We start from the raw sequence: 18350 nt of genomic DNA, 5'->3' as shown, positions 1-18350 counted from the left end.
GAGGAGGCACCACCCTCGGTGGCCCCGGTTTCACGGCACCCGGGCCAGCCACTGCGGGTCGCGGTACTTGCTCGTCGCCAATTCCTCGGCCTCGGCCCGGGTGGCGTCGTCGAGCTGCACCGGGGTGAGGCCGTAGCTGGCCCGGAAGTGCTCGATCATGGCCTCGATGACCTTCTCGCGGGACAGGCCGGTCTGACTGCGGATCGGGTCGACGCGCTTGACCGCGCTCTTGATTCCCTTGTCCGACAGCTTCTCCCGGCCGATCCGGATGATGTCGAGCATCTTCTGCGCGTCGATGTCGTACGACATCGTGACGTGGTGAAGGACCGCGCCCGAGGCGAGGCGCTTCTGCGCGGCGCCGCCGATCTTGCCCGACGGGGAGGCGATGTCATTGAGGGGCACGTAGGAGGCGTCCACGCCGAGTTCGCGCAGGGCCCGGATCACCCAGGCGTCCAGGAACGCGTACGAGTCGGCGAAGCTCATGCCCTCGACCAGGGTGGTGGGCACGTAGAGCGAGTAGGTGATCGTGTTGCCGGGCTCGACGAACATCGCCCCGCCACCGGAGATGCGCCGCACCACCGTGGCGCCGTGGCGCTGCGCCGCCTCCAGGTCGACCTCGTTGGACAGCGACTGGAAAGACCCGATGATCACCGAGTTGGACGCCCACTCCCACACCCGCAGGGTGGGGGCCCGCTCCCCCGCACCGACCTGACGGGCGAGCACCTCGTCCAGGGCCATCTGCATGTGCGGGTGCTGCTGACCGCTGTCCAGCACCTCGAACCGGTGGTCGTGCCAGGCGCTGGAGCGGCCCAGGGCCCGCAGCACCGTCAGGGCGACCGCCCGCGGGTCGAACCCGACCATGACCGCGTCCTGACGGGCCGTCTCCACCGCCTGCTCGAGCGTGGCCAGCGTCGCGTCGGCCGCCAGACCCTCCAGCGCCTGCGAGAAACGCCCCAGCGCCTCGTCGGGCTCGAGGAAGAAATCACCCGAGAGCACCACGTCGGACAATCGGCCGTCGCGGACCGTGAGGTCGGCGACCACCAGCTTGCCGCCGGGAACCTTGTACTCGCCGTGCCGGTGGGTGTCGCTCGGCTCACGTTCGGAAGAAGGGCTGGAAGATCCTGAAGTCACGCCACCTCAACGGCGCCGGGGCCCCGATCATGCCCGTCCGTGAAGGGACGAGGTGACACGACCACGGCCGGCTCCAGATGGATCCCCGCCAGCATGCAGCGCACCGATCCACCGGCCGTCTCGATCGTCGGCACGCCCAGGGGCAACAGGGTGGTGTGCTCGGCCAGGCGCGCCCGCTGCCGATCGGTGAGGGCGGCCTCCGCGGTGGCCGACAGGGCCAGCACCGACCCGGCCCGGCCGCTCAACTCCAGGCAGTTGCCCGCGAACCGGCGGATCTGCTGCCGGGACAGCACGATCACGTCCCGGCCGCTCTCCCCCAGCGCCTGCAGAACGGCGGCCCGATCAGCCCGATCGATCAGCTCGGCCCCGATCACGGCGAAGGTGGTGCCCACCGCCATCATGACGTTGGTGTGATAGACCGCCTCGCCCCGGTCGGACGCATCAAAAATTATTGCCTCGTAACCCAGTTCGGCACAGAACCGGGCCACCAGGCGCGCATCGGCGCGATGGGAGCGGCAGACGTAGGCCGTGCGGGCGACATGGTCCAGCACCAGGGCACCCGTGCCTTCCAGGGCCACCCCCGGCGCGGCGCCGTGGGCCAGATCGACCACGCGCCGCACCCGGTACCGCTCCCGCAGCAGGTCGACCACGTCGTCGCGACGTTCCAGCCGCCGGTTCGCGACGTACATCGGATAGAGGACGACCGTCCCGTCCGGGTGCGTGGTGAACCAGTTGTTGGGGAAGACGCTGTCGGGGGTGCGGTCGGTCGGGTCCTCGAAAAGGTGAACCTCCACCCCGTGACCGCGCAGGGCGTCCGCGACCGCGGTCGTCTCGCGCCAGGCGTCCAAAGCCGACGACACCGCGGACACGCATTGGAAACTGTTGTCCGCCAACGTTGCCGGGTTAGAGCGGAACAGGTGCGGGCGCACCATGACGACCGCGGAGGGCGCCTGGTGCAGCCCGGCCTCACGCGGGAACGGGGGCACCGAGCATCCCGAACAGGTCCTTGGGGTCGTCCGGGCCGGCGATCAGGTCGATGTGCTCGGCGTAGCGGGTACCCGTCACGGCCTCGCGCACGTAGGCCAGAGCGGTGAAGTCCTCGATCGCGAAACCGACCGAGTCGAACACCACGGTGCGCCCGGCACCCGCCGGAGCCTCGCCGCGAATCACCCGCCACAGCTCGGTCACCGGGAAGTCGGCTGCCTGACGCTGGATCTCGCCCTCGATCCGGGTCTGCTCGGTGTGCTCGACGAACACGTCGGCCTCGGCGACGATGCGCGGGTCGAGCTCGGTCTTGCCCGGGCAGTCGCCGCCGATCGCGTTCAGGTAGGCGCCGGGCGTGACGTCGTCGAACCGGAGCACGGCGGCGTTGGCCTTGTCGGCGGTGCAGGTCGTGATGATCCGGGCGCCCCGGACGGCGTCGGCGGCGCTCGCGGCCACCTCGATCGTGAAGCCGCGCCCGCCCAGGTTGCGCACGAACTTGGCGGTGGCGGCGGGATCGACGTCGAACACCCGCAGCTTCGAGATACCGAGCTGCGCGCGCATTCCCAGGGCCTGGAACTCGGCCTGGGAACCGGTGCCGATCATCGCCATCGTGTCCACGTCCCGCGGGGCCAGCCAGCGGGCGGCCAGGGCCGAGGTCGCGGCGGTGCGCAGCGCGGTCAGCAGGGTCATCTCGGAGATGAAGGTCGGGTAGCCGGTGTAGACGTCGGCCATCACCCCGAACGCGGTGACGGTCTGCAGCCCGTGCGCCGGGTTGCCCGGATGCCCGTTCACGTACTTGAACGCGTACGCCTCACCGTCGGTGGTCGGCATCAGCTCGATGACACCCACCGGTGAGTGAGTGGCCAGTCGCGGGGTGCGGTCGAACTCCGGCCACCGGCGGAAGTTGCGCTCCAGAGCCCCGGTCATGCTGGAGATGATTGCCTCAGGCCCGGTTTCGGTCACCCATCGGGCCATGTTCTGCACGTTGACGAACAGCATGGCCATGAGCGTAGGAATCAGCCCCGCTACCGGACAACCAGCCAACCGATCGATCTGCGGGGCCGTATCCAGCAGATTGCACAGTTCCGGCGAGCACATCGCCACCGCTAGAGTGAGAGAGTGCCCGATCTTGACGATCTCGACCGAAAGCTACTCTCCGCTCTGCGGATTGATGCGCGTGAGCCGGCCGCCGCGCTGGCCCGGCGGCTCGGGGTGAGCCGCGGCACGATCACCCAGCGCATCGAGCGCCTGCAGCGCACCGGCGTCATCATCGGTTTCACCACGCGCGTGCGGGAAGACGCCGGCGGCGACGTCCGGGCGGTCTCCTTCATCGAGCTGGAAGGCCGCGCCACAGAACGTGTTATTGCCAAGTTACGGGGACTTCCCGAGATTGTTTCGCTGCACACCACCAACGGCGGCTGGGACCTCGTCGCCGAGACCCGCACCACCTCCCTGGCCGAGTTCGACCGCGTCCTGAGCCGGATCAGATCGGTCGAGGGGGTGGTGAACTCCGAGACCAGTTTGCTGCTGACCTCGGTCTTGATGTAAGTCAGGGGCGCGGCCAGATCCGGCCGGTATGGCGCTCTATGTCCATGTTGAACCGCTTGAGGAACGCCCCGAAGGTGGCCAGATCCTCGTCCGACCAGTCGGCCATCAGCTTGTCCAGGCCGTTGGTCACCATCTCGCGCTGGGCATCGAGCAACTGCGACCCCTGCTGCGTGATGACGAACTTGCGGGCGATACCGCCGTCCGGGTCGGGGATGCGCTCGAGCAGGCCGGCCCGCATGGCCGCGGCCGTCTGGCGGTTCAGGGTGGAGGCATCCAGCCCGAGAGCCTCACTCAGCTCACTGATCGACATCGGTCCCTGCACCCGGATCCGGCTGAGCAGGATGTAGGCGCTGCGCTCGATCATGTGCGCACGGTTGGCAGTGACGAGCGAGTGCCGCGAGAGCAGCATCTGCTCGTACTCGATCTCCGCGGTCCGACGTGTTCCGCTCGCCTCTCCGCTCACCACTGCATCCTCCATCGACCGCGACCGTTCACGGTCAGCTTCCCATGCCTACGAACGGCGCCTCCGGCATGTGCATGACGCATGTTGTGTGCATCGTGCATGTCATGTGTATCGTACACATGGAACGCCGTAGACCCCTCACCCTGGAGACCGGCTTTGAGCACCCCCGAAAGCACGACCCGCCCCGGTGCGGTGGTGGCCACCCTGGCCTTCGCCGGCACCACCGCGGCCGTCATGCAGACCCTCGTCACGCCGCTCATCGCCGAGCTGCCCCAGATCCTGAACACCACCTCCGGCAACGCCGCCTGGGTCATCACCGTGACCCTTCTGGTGGCCGGCGTGGCCGTGCCGATCGCCGGACGTCTCGGCGACATGCTCGGCAAGCGCACCATGCTGCTGGCCTGCAGCGTCCCCCTGATCGCCGGCTCGATCGTCTGCGCCCTCTCGTCCTCCGTCGTGCCGATGATCGTCGGGCGCGGCATGCAGGGGCTGGGCATGGGCATGGTGCCGCTGGGCATCGCCCTGCTGCGCGACGTGGTTCCCGCCGCCCGCCTGAGCAGCTCCATCGCCCTGGTCAGCGCCTCCATGGGTATCGGCGGTGGCCTCGGCCTGCCGATCGCCGCCGCGGTGGCCGAGTACGCCAGCTGGCGCGTGCTGTTCTGGGGCTCGGCCGTACTGGCCCTGATCGTCGCCACCCTGATCTACACCTTCGTGCCGACCACCCCGGCCGCCGCGAAGGGCCAGCGCTTCGACTACCCCGGCGCCCTCGGCCTGGCCGTCGGCCTGGTCTCGCTCCTGCTGGCCATCTCCAAGGGTGCCGACTGGGGCTGGACCTCGGCCACCACGCTGATCCTGTTCGCCGTGGCTGTGCTCTCCCTGCTCTCCTGGGGCTTCTGGGAGACCCGCACCACCGACCCGCTGGTCGACCTGCGCACCACCGCCCGCCCGCGGGTGCTCGTCACCAACATCGCCTCGGTGTTCGTCGGCATCGGCATGTACGCGCAGATGCTGGTCTTCCCGCAGCTGCTGCAGTTCCCCTCCGCCACCGGTCACGGCCTCGGGCAGTCGATGCTCGCGACCGGTCTCTGGATGGCCCCCGCCGGCCTGGTCATGATGGTCATCTCCCCGGTCGGCGGGAAGCTCATCGACAGCCGCGGCCCCAAGGCCGTGCTGTCCCTGGGCGCGATCATCATCGCCGCCGGTTACGGCCTCTCCCTGTTCCTGATGGGGGACGCGTGGGGCCTCATGGTCTCGGGCATCGTCATCAGCGGTGGTGTCGCCCTCGCCTACGGTTCCATGCCCGCCCTGATCATGGGTGCGGTCCCGATCTCGGAGACGGCCGCCGCCAACGGGTTCAACACCCTGATGCGCTCGCTGGGCACGACGATCGGCTCGGCCGTGATCGGTGTGGTGCTGGCCCAGATGACGATCGACCTCGGTGGATTCTCCCTGGCCTCCGAAGACGGGTTCCGCGTGGCCCTGATGCTCGGCGCCGGCGTCTCCCTGCTCGCCGCGGTGCTGGCCGCGCTCATCCCGGCTGCCCAGCCGGTGGCCACCCCGACCACTCCGGCCGCCGACCTCACGAAGGAGCCGGCCCCCCAGGCCGCTCACTAGGGACGCGTGCGGGCGTCCCCCCTCCCCATTTTTTGTTCGTGATCATGCAAAGTGCCCCCGGGGAAGTGGGGGCACCTCCCGGCCGGAGGCTGGGGGATTGCATGATCACGAACGCAGAGGAGTAGGCACCGCACTATCTCGTGGGCACCGCACTATGCTGGGGCCATGCGTATCGGGGTGATCGCCTCGGTCGCGCATCGCACGCCGCCGAGGTCGTACGGGCCGTGGGAACAAGTGGCGTCGACCCTGGCCGAAGGGCTGGTCGCGCTCGGGCACGAGGTGACGCTGTTCGCGACCGCCGACTCGCTCACCGCCGGCCGGCTGCACTCCGAGAGCCCGGCCGGCTACGAGGAAGACCTCACGCTCGACGCGAAGGTCTACGAGAGTCTGCACATATCAGCCGCTTTCGAGCGGGCGGGCGAGTTCGACGTGCTGTCCAACCAGTTCGACTTCCTGCCCCTGACCTACAGCCGTCTGGTGCGGACGCCGGTGGTCACCACCATTCACGGCTTCTCGTCCCCCGCGATCCTGCCGGTGTACCGGGCCTACGCCGATGTCGGTCACTACGTCTCGATCAGTGACGCCGACCGGCACCCGGACCTGCCCTACCGGGCGACGATCCATCACGGCATCGACCTGGCGGAGTTCACGTTCCACGCGCAGGCCGGTGAATACCTGTTGTTCCTGGGCCGGATCCACCCGCACAAGGGCGCCCACCGCGCGATCGAGGTGGCCCGGCGCGCGGGTGTTCCCCTGATCCTGGCCGGAATCATCCAGGATCAGGACTATTTCGCCGAGCAGGTCGAACCGCACCTGGGCCCGGGCGTCACCTATCTGGGCCCGGTCGGACCGGCCGAGCGGGACCGGCTGCTCGGGGGTGCGCTGGCCCTGCTGCACCTGATCAGCTTCGCCGAGCCGTTCGGGCTGTCGGTGGTGGAGTCCCTCGCCACCGGCACACCCGTGATCGCCCATCCCCTGGGTTCGCTGCCGGAGCTGGTCCGGCCCGGGGAAACCGGTTTTCTCCCCGATGATCTGGACCAGGCGGTGAAGGCTGTCGAGCAGGCCGCGACCCTGAACCGCCGCACCTGCCGGGAAGACGTCGAGACCCGCTTCACCGCGCAGCGCATGGTCGCCGCCTACGAACAGCTCTTCACCACCCTCTGAGCCCTCTGAGCCCTCTGAGCGTGTTCAGTGCGTCGTCATGGCGTCGAGCAGCTCCTCGACGTCGGCCCACGCCACCCCGATCCGCGCGTCCCCGATCCCGTACGGAAGCCACAGACGTCCGTCGTGCACGACTCCCCCGCAGGAGTACACGACGTTCGGCACGTACCCCTCCCGTTCGGCCGGGGCCGCCCGCAGGAAGGGCTCTTCCAGGTGCGCGAGCACCCGCCGGGGATCGTCGAGGTCCAGCAGGAGCGCCCCGATCGTGTAGACCCGCATCGGCCCGACCCCGTGGGTCAGCACGAGCCAGCCCCGGTCGGTCTCGATCGGCGACCCGCAGTTGCCCACCTGGAGCACCTCCCACGGCAGGGTGGGAGTGTGCAACGCAGTGGGCTCCTGCCAGACGAATCCGTCGGCCGAGCGGGTCAGGCTGGTGCTCTCCCCGTCCGAGCGGCACAGCGCCAGGTGCTCGCCGCCCACCTGGCGCGGGAAGAGCGCCATGCCCTTGTTCCGCGCGGCCGGGCCGGCGAGCCGGTGGGCGTGGAAGGTGCGCAGGTCCGGGCTGATCAATAGGCGCGGGGCGATCTGCCGCCCGTCGTAGGCGGTGTAGGTCGCCCGGTACCCGACCGATCCGTCGTCCCCCGTGAACCGCACGAAACGGGCGTCCTCAAGCCCGTGGCTCTCCTCCTCGGAGACCGGGCAGAGCACCTGCTGACCGAGGTCGATGTCGTCGGGGAAGGTCACCTGGTAGGCGGAGGTGACCAGATGACGCAGCAGTTCGGTGGTGGGCCGGCCGCCGATGTGCCCGAGCCGGTCGTGGTGCGCACCGGCCAGGGCGAGCTCCAGGTCCGCCTCGGTGAACAGCTCCGGCAGGCTGACCAGCACGCTGTGGGCGAGTCCGTCGATCTGCCCCCGGTCGGCCAGCACCGCCCGCAGATGCTCACGGTGCCAGCGGGCCGGCGAACTCGTGCCGGGAACCACCGGTAGCGGCCGTGGCTCGAACGACCACTCCGGTCCGGGCCCGGCCACGGCGGTGCAGAAGCCGATGGACGAGAGGTGCCCCTCGCCGATGGCACGCAGGCTGATCGCCAGCCGTAACTGCCCGTCCTTCAGGCCGCTCTGGTCGGGGTGCGGGACCGCGCTCGGGTTGCACAGCGCCGCTCCCTCCAGCGCGTACTCGTTCGTGAAGGTGGCGCCCATCAGCAGGGTCCGGCTGACCGACATCCGGGCCTCGCCCAGCACGTGCGGGCTGACCAGCGCGGCGTGGGCGAGCAGGAGGTCGTGGTACCCGCGGTGCCGTCCGCGGAAGTCCCGGAGCAGCTCGTCCACCAGGCGCTCCACCTCGTCCTCGGGCAGGGCGAGCACCCGGGCGACCACGGCGCCCCGCCGGGAGGTGCCGTGGGAGAGTTCCTCACCGGGCACGAAGAGCTGGGCGATCACCCGGGCCGGGTCGGGCAGGACCATCGCCGCCACAGGGTGCGAGAGCGTCACCCCCACACCCCCAGACGTCGCGCCTGCTGCGCGGTGGAGAGCGCCGCCAGAGTGGATTCCGCGCCCTGGTTGAGGTTTCGGCCATCCTTGAGCAGGCCGTCGAACCCGGCGCCGGTGGCCGGATCGAACATCGGCACACCGGAGTCGTTCGCGCCCAGGAACCAGTCCCAGGCGGCGCCGACCGCGGTGCGCCAGCGTTCCTCACCGGTCAGGTCGTAGGCGCGGGCGCAGGCGTCGGCCAGGGTCGACACCTCGATCGGCTGCTGGTCGAAGCCGGGCTCCTCGGCGGCCCGGTCGCGCCCCCGGACGGGCGTCACCGACAGGTGACCGTCGCGGGTCTCGGTGCGTAACAGGAACTCCAGCAGCCGCAGGCCGTGCCCGAGGGCGGCTTGGTCACCCAGCACCGACCCCGCCACCAGCAGGGCCTCGGCGATCGAGGCGTTGGCGTAGGTGAGCCAGCGTTCGGGCCAGGGCCAGAACGGGTCCACCATGGCCGGGGACGGTACGCCGACGGCCTGGACCGCGTCACGCAGCAGGTCGTGCTCACCGGGCACCTCGCAGGCCCCGAGGGCGGCGAACGTGCGGGGACGCAGGTGGGGCGACAGACGGGCGCCGGCGGCCAGCCGGAAACCCCGCAGTGCCTCGGCGCGGAACTCCGGTGTCGGCCCGTGCGCGCTGGCGACCCCCAGGCCCCAGACGGCCCGGCCCCACCAGTCCCCGGTGCCGGGTTCGGACCAGGTGCCGTCCACACTCATCCGGTTGCGGCAGGAGCCGTCGGGCCGCAGCGAGGCCAGGGTGAAGTCCAGGTAGGTGCGGGCCAGGGCCTGAACCTGCGCGGAAGGGTCGGGCTCACGGCTGGTCACGACCAGCGCCCGCGCGACATCGTCCACGCAGTAACCGTGTTCGGGGCGCGGGTCGGCGTGGTCGGCGTGCTCGAACAGGCCCGGCCCGACGGTGAGCCGCTGGAGATGGTCGAACAGCGGCCCGGGGGCGGTACTGGTGGTGGTCATGCGCCCACCCGGGCTCGTACCAACTGGTCGGCGAGGGCCAGGTAGCGCTGGGCCACCGCGGGCCAGAGCACGCCGGGCGTGGTGGTGACCGCGGCGCGGCTCATGTCCTCGGCGATGTCGCGGCGGGTCAGCAGGGTGCGCAGGGCCGTCGCCGTGGCGGTCGGGTCGCGGTGCGGCACGAGCAGGCCGGCGCCGCCCGAGAGCAGTTCCACGGCGTGCGGGAATCTGGTCGCCACCACGGGTTTGGACGCGGCGACGGCTTCGCTGAGCACGCCGGAGGTCACCTGGTCGGTGGAGTCGTAGGGCAGGAGGACGATGTCCGCGGCGGCCACCATGGCGTTCAGTTCGGTGGTGGTGAGGTAGCGGCTGTCGAAGGTCACGGCGTCGTCCAGACCCAGCTGCCGGGTTCTCTCGATCAGCCGCTGCCGGTACACATCACCTTCGTACGCCAGCACTTTCGGGTGGGTACGACCGGCGACCAGGTACCGCGGCGCGGGGCTGAGATCTCTCAGCAACGCCATCGCCTCGACGCCCCACTCGATGCCCTTGCCCGGGCCGAGCAGGCCCCAGGTGAGCACGGTCGGACGGGTGGTGGCGTCGGCGCGGGGGCGCACGGGCGCCGCTTTCACCACCGGGGCGCCGTGCGGGATCACGCTGACCTTGGCCATGTCGACGGCGTACCCGGTGGCGAGCCGGTCGCGGGCGGTGGTCCCCATCGTCACGACGGCCCCGGCCAGGCCGGCCACCATCTCCAGCACGGCCCGCTGACCGGGCGTGGGTTCGCTCAGCACGGTGTGCAGCACGACGATCGACGGCACGGTCAGCGCGGCCAGCAGCGGCAGGATCTCGTCGCCGTCGATGCCGCCGTAGATGCCGTACTCGTGCTGCACGATCGCGATGTCACCCTGGTTGAGCTGCGCGGCCGCCCGGAGGCCGCTGCCCGGCTCACCGGCCACGAGACTGCCGATCACCTCGTCGCCGGCGGGGGCGGAGGGGGCGTCGACGGCCTGGATCACGCTGCCGCGAGCACCCCCGGCCGCGACCAGCTCGCGGCGCAGGGAAGAGGTGAAGGTGGCCAGCCCACACACGGTGGGTGGGTAAGAACTCACGAAGCCCATACGAATCGTCATTGTCTGAAGCCTTTCGGTCGGGCGGCACCAGCGGTGGGCACGAGGCCCCACGTGGTCGCTCCGAATCCCACCGGCATCGGTGGAGAACGGCTCTGACGAGCATCGGCACAGATCCGGGCGGTGTCAGCGCACCGGGGAGCCGAGAGACACGCTGACTGTACTCGCTGTGAGCAAATCCGGCGCCGAGCGGGTGAGCCCGGCCACACCCGGGCACGATCACTGGACAGTAATGTCATCGCGTGATGACATCGGTTGTTGACACGGATGGGAGCCTGATCGGCGATGTCGCCGGGGCGCTTCGGACATCCGGCACTTCCCGCACCGGGCTCGGCGCGGCACCCGCAGGAGGCACTCCCATCAGCGCACTCGTCAACACGCCATCGATCACCCGGCCCGCTCCCCTGATCGTCGATCCCCGGTCCTGGCGGGGGCGGCTGCTCGTGCCGGTCCTGGCCTACGTCGGCCTGCTGCTGGCCCTGGTCAGCAGCCTCGGGGCCCCGCTGATCCCGACCATCGCCACCGACTACGGCATCTCGCTGAGCACGGCGCAGTGGTCACTGACGATCACCCTGCTCGTGGGAGCCGTCAGCGCCCCCGTGATCGGCCGGCTCGGTGACGGCCCCCGCCGGCTCCCGGTGCTGCTCGTCGCGCTGGGCCTGCTGATCGCCGGACTCGTGCTCGCGGCCCTACCCTTCACGGTGTTCGCCCTCCTGGTGGCCGGGCGGGCCCTGCAGGGCCTCGGCCTGGCCCTGCTGCCGCTGGCGATGGGCGTGGCCCGTGACCACCTGGCTCCCGAGCAGGCCCGGCCCGCCCTGGCCACGCTGTCCGTCACCGCCGTCGTCGGGCTCGGGCTCGGCTACCCCTTCACCGGCGTCATCGCCGAGCACCTCGGGTTCCACGCGGCCTTCTGGGTGGCGGCCGGACTCGCCCTGCTCGCGCTGGTGCTGTGCGCCGTGGTGGTGCCGCCGAGCCGGCACCGGCACTCATCGCCGTTCGACCTTCCCGGCCTGGTGCTGATGGCCGTCTGGCTGGTCTGCGTGCTCCTGGCGATCAGCCAGGGTGAGGACTGGGGCTGGGGCTCATCGCGGATCTGGGGTCTGCTGGCCGTCGCCGTCGTGGTGCTGGCCATCTGGGTCCGGCACGAACTGCGCGTCTCCCACCCGCTGGTCGACCTGCGGCTGGTGCGTCACCGCGCGGTGCTGACCGCAGACGTCACCGCGGTGCTCGCCGGGATGGGCCTCTACATGCTGCTGTCGATGGTGATCCGCTACGTGCAGACCCCGGCGTCCACCGGCTACGGGCTCGCCGCCTCGGTGGTGGTCGGTGGGCTGGTGCTGCTGCCGATGTCCGCCGCCAGCTTCCTGGCCAGCCGGTTCGTGCCGGGCCTGGCCTCCCGCACCGGTTCCTCCCGGATGCTCGCGATCGGCGCCGTCTTCTTCGCCCTGGCCCTGGTCATGTTCGCCACCCTCCGCAGCGATCTCTGGCAGATCTTCGTGGTCATGGGCATCACCGGCCTGGGCACCGGCTGCCTGTTCGCCGTGATGCCCCGGATGATCGTCAGCGCCGTGCCCGGTGAGGAGACCGGCGCCGCCCTGGCCCTGAACCAGGTGCTGCGGACCATCGGTTACTCGCTCGGCAGCGCTGTGGGCGCCACCATCCTGGCTGCGCACACCCACGCTCCCGATGTGCTGCCGCGCAACAGTGGCTACTCCGTGGGCGCCTGGGCCGCGGTCGGACTGTGCCTGGTCGCGGCACTGGCGGCCCTGATCCTGCCCAGCCGCTCCGTGATCGACCTCGACCAGGAACAGGAACTCCTCGTCGAGGAGGCTACGGACGCCGCGGTCGCCAACGTGATTGGCTTTGAGCCGGAAGACGTTCCCGAGACCACCGGAAGTGCCCGCCGATGAACACCGATAGCGAGACCCGCCGACGGAACTCGGCCCAGAGCCGGGAGCTGCTGCTGACAGCGGCCGGCGAGCTGTTCGCCGAGCGCGGCTACGAGAAGACCACGCTGCGCGAGATCGGGGTCCGCGCCGGTGTCGACCCGGCCCTGATCGCAAGGTATTTCGGCAGCAAGGCGAAGCTCTACCTGGCCGCCCTGCGGCTGGAGAGCCAGACCGGCGGCATCGACCCGATCGACCTGCGCGACCCCGCCCGCCTGCGTCGCCTGCTCGACCGGGTCAGCGAGATGGGCGCCAGCCCGAGCCTGTACGCCGCCGTACACCCTCATCAGGACGACGAACTCCAGAACGCCGCCGTCGAGATGCTCGAGCACCGGCTGCTCACCCCGAGCCGGGAGACCGCCGCCAAGACCGGGCTCGACCAGGCCCAGCTGCGGGCCGAGGTCGCCACCGCCGCGCTGGCGGGCGTCGTGCTCAGCCGCTCCTCCGGCACCTTCCAGACCCTCCACCAGGCCTCCTCCGACGACGTCGCCCGTCTAGTCGCCGACATGCTGACGCAGCTGCTCGACGCTTAGACGCGAGAGGGTCTGGAAGCTCGTCGGAGACCTGCCGGACACCCACGAACTCGCGCCCCGGCGTCCACCATTCGCCGACCGGTGGCCGGTAGGACGACAGCTGCCCGCCACCGCGCCGACCGCCGATCTACTGAGCCTGCCGGTGCTGGACTCGGTGGGTGACCGGACCATGCTTGCCTCCGTGGATCCAATCTGACACGATGTGGATACTGTTGCGATGGAGGAGTACATGGCTCACCTGCTCGTCGACGAGATCACCGGGCACATCCGCGATCGCATCATGTCCGGCGCGTTGCCGATGGGTATGCCGATCCGTCCGGCGGAGCTGTCCACGGAGTTCGGCATCAGCCGCACGCCGATCCGCGAGGCGCTGCGCCGCCTGCAGAGCGACGGCCTGATCGAGATGCTGCCGAACCGGGCCGCCTCGGTGCGTGTGCCCGCTCCGTGGGAGGTCCGGGAGGCCTACGAGATCCGGGCGCAGCTCGAGGGCCTGGCCACCGCCCGCGCGGCCGGCCGGATGCGGAGGGCAGACCTGGACCGGCTGCGCCGGGTGAACCAGCAGGCCCACGACCTGACCCCCGGCCAGGCCGGCAGCGCCTGGACCGACCATGCCTTCCACACGCTGATCCTGGACAATGCCTCGAACGGGCACCTCCGGCGGGCCGTGCGCGACATCGACCAGAGCTTTCCCCGGAATGTACCGGCGCAGTTGCTGTCCGAGAATCCCCGGCAGCGCGATCAGGCGTTCGCAGCCCACGACCGCATCATCGCCGCCCTGGCCGCCGGTGACGGCGAGACGGCCGCCCAGGAGATGCGCGCCCACGTGATCAAGGTGGGCGAGCACCTGGTGCACTGGTACGAGCGGCGCTCGAGCACCGTGTTCCACGGGTAGAAGGGCTCACACCGCACCGTCCGGCAGCCTGCGGTCAGCGCACCACGTCGAAGATGTTCTTCTGCACCCCGTTGCCGTAGGTCTCGTGCTCGACGAGCTTCAGCTGCTGGGTGTCCTTGTCCGTGTCGCTGAACAGGCGCTTGCCCGCGCCGAGCAACAGCGGGAAGACCAGCAGGTGGTAGCGATCGATCAGGCCCGCGTCGGACAGGGCGTGGTTCAGATCGGCGCTGCCCTGCAACAGGATCGGGCCGCCGTCGGTCTGCTTCAGCTGCGCGACCTCGTCGAGGGAGCGCAGGATCGTGGTCTGCCCCCAGTTCGTGGCCAGGTCGGCCTCGGCCAGGGTGGTGGAGACGACGTACTTGGGCATCGCGTTGTAGATGGCGAAGTCGTCCATCGTCGGCCACACCGGGCTGAACGCCTGATAGCTGACCCGCCCCAGCAGCATCGCGCCGGCCTCGGTCTGCTCCTGCCCCTTCATCGCGTAGGCCTCGGGCAGGAACTCGATGTCCTTGAAGGTCCAGCCGGCGTTGCGGTACCCGGCCTCACCGCCGGGAGCTTCCATGACGCCGTCCAGTGAGACGAAGGCGGTGCTGATCAGAGTGCGCATGCGGGCATTCCTCGAGGTCGGGAGCGGTCCAGGCACCCAAGGTAGCGATGTTCCGGCCCTCGACGTCCGGTCATCCGGTCAGCTCGCGACAAGAACTTCTCTCGCTATCTCGAAGAAAGAGACCGTAGGGCCTGCCCCGACCTGCTCCGAGGCGCGGAGGGCCTGGCCTGTCGGCGGCCCCCGTGGCCGGGCACCTCAGCTGATCAGGAGCTGTGTCGATGACTTTGTCGGCGATGGCCTCGACGACGTGTGGCTTACCGGTGCCGGATGGTGTTCCGATGGCGAGGTTCTCGGCACGTCGGAATAGCCACCGATCATGGCTATTCCGATGTGGCGGTCGGGATTGCGAGGCCTCGCACTTCACAGCGCTCTCTGTGGGTACCTCCAGGCAGGCTATTTGATGCCGGTGGTGGCGAGCGAGGCGACGAACCAGCGTTGACCGACGAGGAAGAGCGCCATCAGCGGCAGCTGGCTGATCAGGGTGCCGGCCATCAACACCGGCCAGTTGGTGAAGTGGGCTCCCTGGAAGGACGCCAGGCCGATCTGCACCGTCATGACGTCGGACGAGGTGTTGACGATGAGCGGCCAGAGGAAGTCGTTCCAGGACGTGAGGAACGTGAGGATCGCCAGGGTGGACAGGGGCGGGCCCATCAGCGGCAGCAGGATGCTGCGCAGGATCCTCAGGCGGCCCGCGCCGTCGAGCACGGCCGCTTCTTCCAGCTCGATCGGGAGGGACAGGAAGAACTGGCGCAGCATGTAGATGCCGAAGGGAGTCACCAAGTTCGGCGCGATCAGGGCGGGGAGGCTGTCGATCAGCCCGAGGTTCCGCATGATCACGAGGCTCGGGATCATCACCACCTGGAACGGCACCATCAGCGTGGCCAGCAGGAGCACGAAGACGACGCCCCGGCCGAAGAACCGGATCCGGGCGAAGGCGTAGGCGGCGAGGCTGCACAGCACCAGGTTGCTGACGACGCAGGCGATCGACACGACGGCGCTGTTGAACAGCCAGCGACCGAAAGGTCCTTGGTTCCAGGCTTTCGAGAAGTTCGACCAGTGCAGGGCGGAAGGCAGGCCGGGTGGGAACCGCTGGGTGTCGGCCACGCTCGACAGACTGGTCAATACCATCCAGATCAGGGGGGACGCCATCACCAGGGCCAGAGGGATCAGCACCAGGTGCCAGGGACTGGGCCGGCGCCAGACGCGCACCGAAGACTCACTCATGCCGCACCGCTCTCGTCGTTCGCTCGGGTCAGTCGCATCTGGATCAACGTGACCAGCACGATCACGACGAACAGCAGGCAGGCCAGGGCACTGGCGTAGCCGGCGTGGAAGTACTGGAACGCCTGCTGGTAGAGGTAGTAGACGACCACCGTGGTCGCGTGCAGTGGGCCACCTTTCGTGGTCACGTAAACCTCGTCGAACAACTGCAGGGCGTTGATGATGAGCCAGGTGGTCAGGAACGCGGTGACGGGACGCAGCTGGGGCACCTGGATCTGCCAGAACGTGCGCACCGGCCCGCACCCGTCCAGGGCCGCGGCCTCCAGCAGGTCTTTCGGAACCGACTGCAACGCCGCCAGATAGATCAGGGCCCCGAATCCGATCCAGCCCCAGACCGTCATGGCCACCATGGCGTACAACGCCTGATCGGGATCGGAGAAGAACCCCTGGGCCGGCAGGCCGACCTTCTCCAGAAGCCCGTTGGCCAGGCCGTACTCGGGATCGAGGAGAAAGTTGAAGATGACGCCGGTCGCCACCGTCGAAGTGATCACCGGGACGAATACCGCCAGCCGGTAGATCGAGATCCCGCGGATGTTCCGATTCAGGGCCCCGGCCACCATCAGGGAGCCGATCAGGGTGAGCGGCACGAACAGCACGGTGTAGATCACGGTGTGCCGCAGTGACGCGACCAGCACCGGATCGCCGAGCATCTGGTCGTAGTTGTGCAGGCCGACCCATTCCGCGGGGGTCTGCAAGTCGTTGCGCTGGAACGACATCGCGAACGACCAGACCAGCGGGACGAGCCCGAACAGGCCGATCAGCAGCACGCTGGGGGCCACGAGCATCCAGCCGGACAGATGGTCGGCCGTGCTCCGGCGCCGGGCCCAGGCGGTGATCATCACGAACCGGCCAGCACGGACTGGACGGTCTCGGTGGCGGCGTCGAGCGCCTCCTGCGGCTGGGCCTGGCCCAGCAGCACGGACTGCACCATCTCCCCGACCGCCTGCGAAACCTGCGAGTACTCAGGAATGTTGGGCCGGGCGTGATGGACGTTGCCGAGATTGTCGGTGAATTCCTTAGCGCCCGGGTACTTCTTGAGATACGTGCTGCGGTACTCGGGCAGCTTGGTCTCGGACGTGCGCAGCGGTAGGTCGCCGGTCTGGATGGCGTACTCCAGGTGCACCTTCGGCGAGGTGAGCCAGGTGGTGAAGGCCCAGGCCGTGTCGGTCTTGCGGTCCGAGCGGTTGAACATCATGTACAGGTCGGGCCCGGAGATGGATTCGTGGTTGCCGTTGTACCCCGGCAACCGCACGACCCCGTAGTGAACCTTGTCGAAGCTGCTCAGGTCCCAGGGGCCGGTCCACAGCATGCCGATCTTGCCGTCGGCGAACAGGTTCGAGTAATTCTGGTTGCCGGTGTCGAGATAGACCGACTTGTCGGTGATCGCCATGTCCCGCAACTGGTTCAGGGCGGCGAGTCCGGCCGCGGAGTTGAACGCCGGCTTCTTGTTGTCGGCCGTCAGCAGCTCGCCACCGGCCTGCCACAACATCGCCAGGTAGCGCCAGACCGTGTCCTCGGTGCCGTCGTTGACGTACGACCAGCCGTACACACCGGCCTCCTTGTCGGTCAGGGCGGAGGCCGCCTGTCGGAAGTCCTGCCAGGTCCAGTCCTGGGTGGGCTCGGCGATACCGGCCCGGGCGAAGAGGTCTTTGTTGTAGACGAGCGCCAGGTTGTCCACGAGCGCCGGCACGGCCACGACCTTGCCGTTCACCGTCGAGGCCTCCTTCACCGCGGGGAAGAAGTCGTCCCAGTCCACGGCCGGGTCCTGGGAGCGCTCGGTCAGGTCGGCCAGCCGGGGCTGGCGGCTCAGGGGCCCGACCGACGAGCCGTACTCGTACGCCACGTCGGGGTAGTTCCCGGCCACGAAACCCGCGGTCGTCTTCTGGAGCACGTCGTCGTTCCCGCCGTCGAACACGAGCGTGACCGTCTGGTCGGGGTGCTCGGCGTTCCATTGCTTGCCCAGCGCGTTGATCGCGTCGGTCTGCGCACCGGTGTACCCGTGCCAGAGGGTGATCTTCGCCGTACCGTCGTCGACGTCTCCCGACCCCCCACAGGCGCCCAGTGCGATCGCCACCGTCAGTGCACCGGCGCAGGACACTGCGAAACGACCCTGTTGACGCATGAGAACTCTCTTCGCTGGGAGAACGGACGCAGTCACCGTGCCGGAGAGGCTCGAACCGACCAGGAGATCCGGTCCTGGAGAGCGCGCGCATCGGTCCGCACCGGCACCATCGAGCTGATTTGCTCATTCAGTGTGCGCAATCTTGCACACGCTCTTCTCGGCCGTCAACGACTGGTTACCTGCCGGAAATCTGCTGGGCCGCTCGCGCCACGGCTGCTCACACCGGTTCGGAGCAGGGATAATTGAGGACGACGAAGAGACTGCGGACGCGGGTGCGGCGAGGCGGCCCAGGGGTCACGGAGGTCGATCCGGAGGATTGACGATGATGCGCATTTCTGATCGTATGTTGCTCACAACGATCAATATCGAGCCGCGAGCAGGCCTGTGACACTCGTCGTCACCCGTCCGCTGTGACGGTGCCCGCCCGGGTTCAGAGGAGA

Annotated in this window: 17 protein-coding genes; 6 read left to right on the top strand and 11 right to left on the bottom strand. The window is 69.3% G+C overall.

Annotated features, from left to right (window positions below; genetic code table 11):
- Positions 1 to 30: 30 nt before the first annotated feature.
- The 3 genes from lplAB to ocd are packed head-to-tail and all read right to left on the bottom strand — an operon-like array spanning position 31 to position 3114.
- Complete coding sequence (lplAB, locus tag QSK05_RS11880) at positions 31 to 1131, bottom strand: lipoate-protein ligase LplAB (protein WP_285597088.1); 1101 nt, start codon at positions 1129 to 1131, stop codon at positions 31 to 33.
- Positions 1128 to 2117, bottom strand: coding sequence for a citrulline utilization hydrolase CtlX (gene ctlX, locus QSK05_RS11875; RefSeq protein ID WP_285597086.1), 990 nt, complete (start codon positions 2115 to 2117; stop codon positions 1128 to 1130). Before ctlX ends, lplAB begins: the two co-directional genes overlap by 4 nt.
- Positions 2098 to 3114 carry an ornithine cyclodeaminase gene (gene ocd / locus QSK05_RS11870; protein ID WP_285597084.1) on the bottom strand — a complete coding sequence of 339 codons (1017 nt, stop codon included), beginning with the start codon at positions 3112 to 3114 and terminating at the stop codon, positions 2098 to 2100. The genes ctlX and ocd overlap by 20 nt, the downstream gene beginning before the upstream one ends.
- 120 nt (positions 3115 to 3234) lie before the next feature.
- Between ocd and QSK05_RS11865 the strand changes: the two genes are divergently transcribed.
- A complete protein-coding gene (locus tag QSK05_RS11865) occupies positions 3235 to 3663 on the top strand; it encodes an Lrp/AsnC family transcriptional regulator (RefSeq protein WP_231488013.1) in 429 nt (142 codons plus the stop codon).
- 1 nt (position 3664) lies between these two features.
- Here QSK05_RS11865 and QSK05_RS11860 read toward each other — a convergent pair whose 3' ends face one another.
- Positions 3665 to 4072: a MarR family winged helix-turn-helix transcriptional regulator gene (locus tag QSK05_RS11860; protein ID WP_352301041.1), complete on the bottom strand. Its 408-nt coding sequence runs from the start codon at positions 4070 to 4072 to the stop codon at positions 3665 to 3667.
- Positions 4073 to 4282: 210 nt separating this feature from the next.
- On the opposite strand from QSK05_RS11860, the gene QSK05_RS11855 reads away from it, so the two are divergent.
- Together QSK05_RS11855 and QSK05_RS11850 are read left to right on the top strand one after the other, a co-directional pair.
- Positions 4283 to 5740 carry an MFS transporter gene (locus QSK05_RS11855; RefSeq protein WP_285597079.1) on the top strand — a complete coding sequence of 486 codons (1458 nt, stop codon included), beginning with the start codon at positions 4283 to 4285 and terminating at the stop codon, positions 5738 to 5740.
- A 165-nt stretch (positions 5741 to 5905) separates the two neighbouring features.
- Entirely contained in the window at positions 5906 to 6904 is a 999-nt protein-coding gene (locus tag QSK05_RS11850; protein WP_285597076.1) for a glycosyltransferase family 4 protein, read from the top strand.
- A gap of 24 nt (positions 6905 to 6928) precedes the next feature.
- Here the strand turns inward: QSK05_RS11850 and QSK05_RS11845 are convergent, their stop codons facing one another.
- From QSK05_RS11845 to QSK05_RS11835, 3 genes are read right to left on the bottom strand one after another with little or no spacing between them, the layout of a single operon-like run.
- Positions 6929 to 8392 carry a glycoside hydrolase family 130 protein gene (locus QSK05_RS11845; RefSeq protein WP_285597074.1) on the bottom strand — a complete coding sequence of 488 codons (1464 nt, stop codon included), beginning with the start codon at positions 8390 to 8392 and terminating at the stop codon, positions 6929 to 6931.
- Positions 8389 to 9402 (bottom strand): hypothetical protein, encoded by a 1014-nt coding sequence (locus QSK05_RS11840; RefSeq protein ID WP_285597072.1) that lies wholly within the window; start codon positions 9400 to 9402, stop codon positions 8389 to 8391. The genes QSK05_RS11845 and QSK05_RS11840 overlap by 4 nt, the downstream gene beginning before the upstream one ends.
- Entirely contained in the window at positions 9399 to 10520 is a 1122-nt protein-coding gene (locus tag QSK05_RS11835) for a glycosyltransferase (protein ID WP_352301038.1), read from the bottom strand. The genes QSK05_RS11840 and QSK05_RS11835 overlap by 4 nt, the downstream gene beginning before the upstream one ends.
- Before the next feature lie 254 nt (positions 10521 to 10774).
- On the opposite strand from QSK05_RS11835, the gene QSK05_RS11830 reads away from it, so the two are divergent.
- The 3 genes from QSK05_RS11830 (at position 10775) to QSK05_RS11820 (ending at position 13900) form a co-directional block, all read left to right on the top strand.
- Positions 10775 to 12439 (top strand): MFS transporter, encoded by a 1665-nt coding sequence (locus QSK05_RS11830; protein WP_285597068.1) that lies wholly within the window; start codon positions 10775 to 10777, stop codon positions 12437 to 12439.
- Entirely contained in the window at positions 12436 to 13008 is a 573-nt protein-coding gene (locus QSK05_RS11825) for a TetR/AcrR family transcriptional regulator (protein WP_285597066.1), read from the top strand. The genes QSK05_RS11830 and QSK05_RS11825 overlap by 4 nt, the downstream gene beginning before the upstream one ends.
- Before the next feature lie 217 nt (positions 13009 to 13225).
- Positions 13226 to 13900: a GntR family transcriptional regulator gene (locus QSK05_RS11820; protein WP_285597064.1), complete on the top strand. Its 675-nt coding sequence runs from the start codon at positions 13226 to 13228 to the stop codon at positions 13898 to 13900.
- A gap of 34 nt (positions 13901 to 13934) precedes the next feature.
- Here QSK05_RS11820 and QSK05_RS11815 read toward each other — a convergent pair whose 3' ends face one another.
- The 4 genes from QSK05_RS11815 to QSK05_RS11800 all read right to left on the bottom strand — a co-directional run bounded on the left by QSK05_RS11815 (position 13935) and on the right by QSK05_RS11800 (position 17862).
- On the bottom strand, positions 13935 to 14507 hold the full coding sequence (locus QSK05_RS11815; protein WP_285597062.1) for a dihydrofolate reductase family protein: 573 nt from the start codon (positions 14505 to 14507) through the stop codon (positions 13935 to 13937).
- A gap of 393 nt (positions 14508 to 14900) precedes the next feature.
- Complete coding sequence (locus tag QSK05_RS11810) at positions 14901 to 15731, bottom strand: carbohydrate ABC transporter permease (RefSeq protein ID WP_285597060.1); 831 nt, start codon at positions 15729 to 15731, stop codon at positions 14901 to 14903.
- Positions 15728 to 16627 carry a carbohydrate ABC transporter permease gene (locus tag QSK05_RS11805; RefSeq protein WP_285597058.1) on the bottom strand — a complete coding sequence of 300 codons (900 nt, stop codon included), beginning with the start codon at positions 16625 to 16627 and terminating at the stop codon, positions 15728 to 15730. The genes QSK05_RS11810 and QSK05_RS11805 overlap by 4 nt, the downstream gene beginning before the upstream one ends.
- Positions 16627 to 17862: an ABC transporter substrate-binding protein gene (locus tag QSK05_RS11800; RefSeq protein ID WP_285597056.1), complete on the bottom strand. Its 1236-nt coding sequence runs from the start codon at positions 17860 to 17862 to the stop codon at positions 16627 to 16629. The genes QSK05_RS11805 and QSK05_RS11800 overlap by 1 nt, the downstream gene beginning before the upstream one ends.
- Positions 17863 to 18350: the final 488 nt, after the last annotated feature.

Origin of the sequence: Kineosporia sp. NBRC 101731 (assembly GCF_030269305.1) — a bacterium.
Taxonomy (GTDB): domain Bacteria; phylum Actinomycetota; class Actinomycetes; order Actinomycetales; family Kineosporiaceae; genus Kineosporia.
Note: the sequence above shows the minus strand (reverse complement) of the source record. Positions and strands in the feature narration are given on the sequence as shown.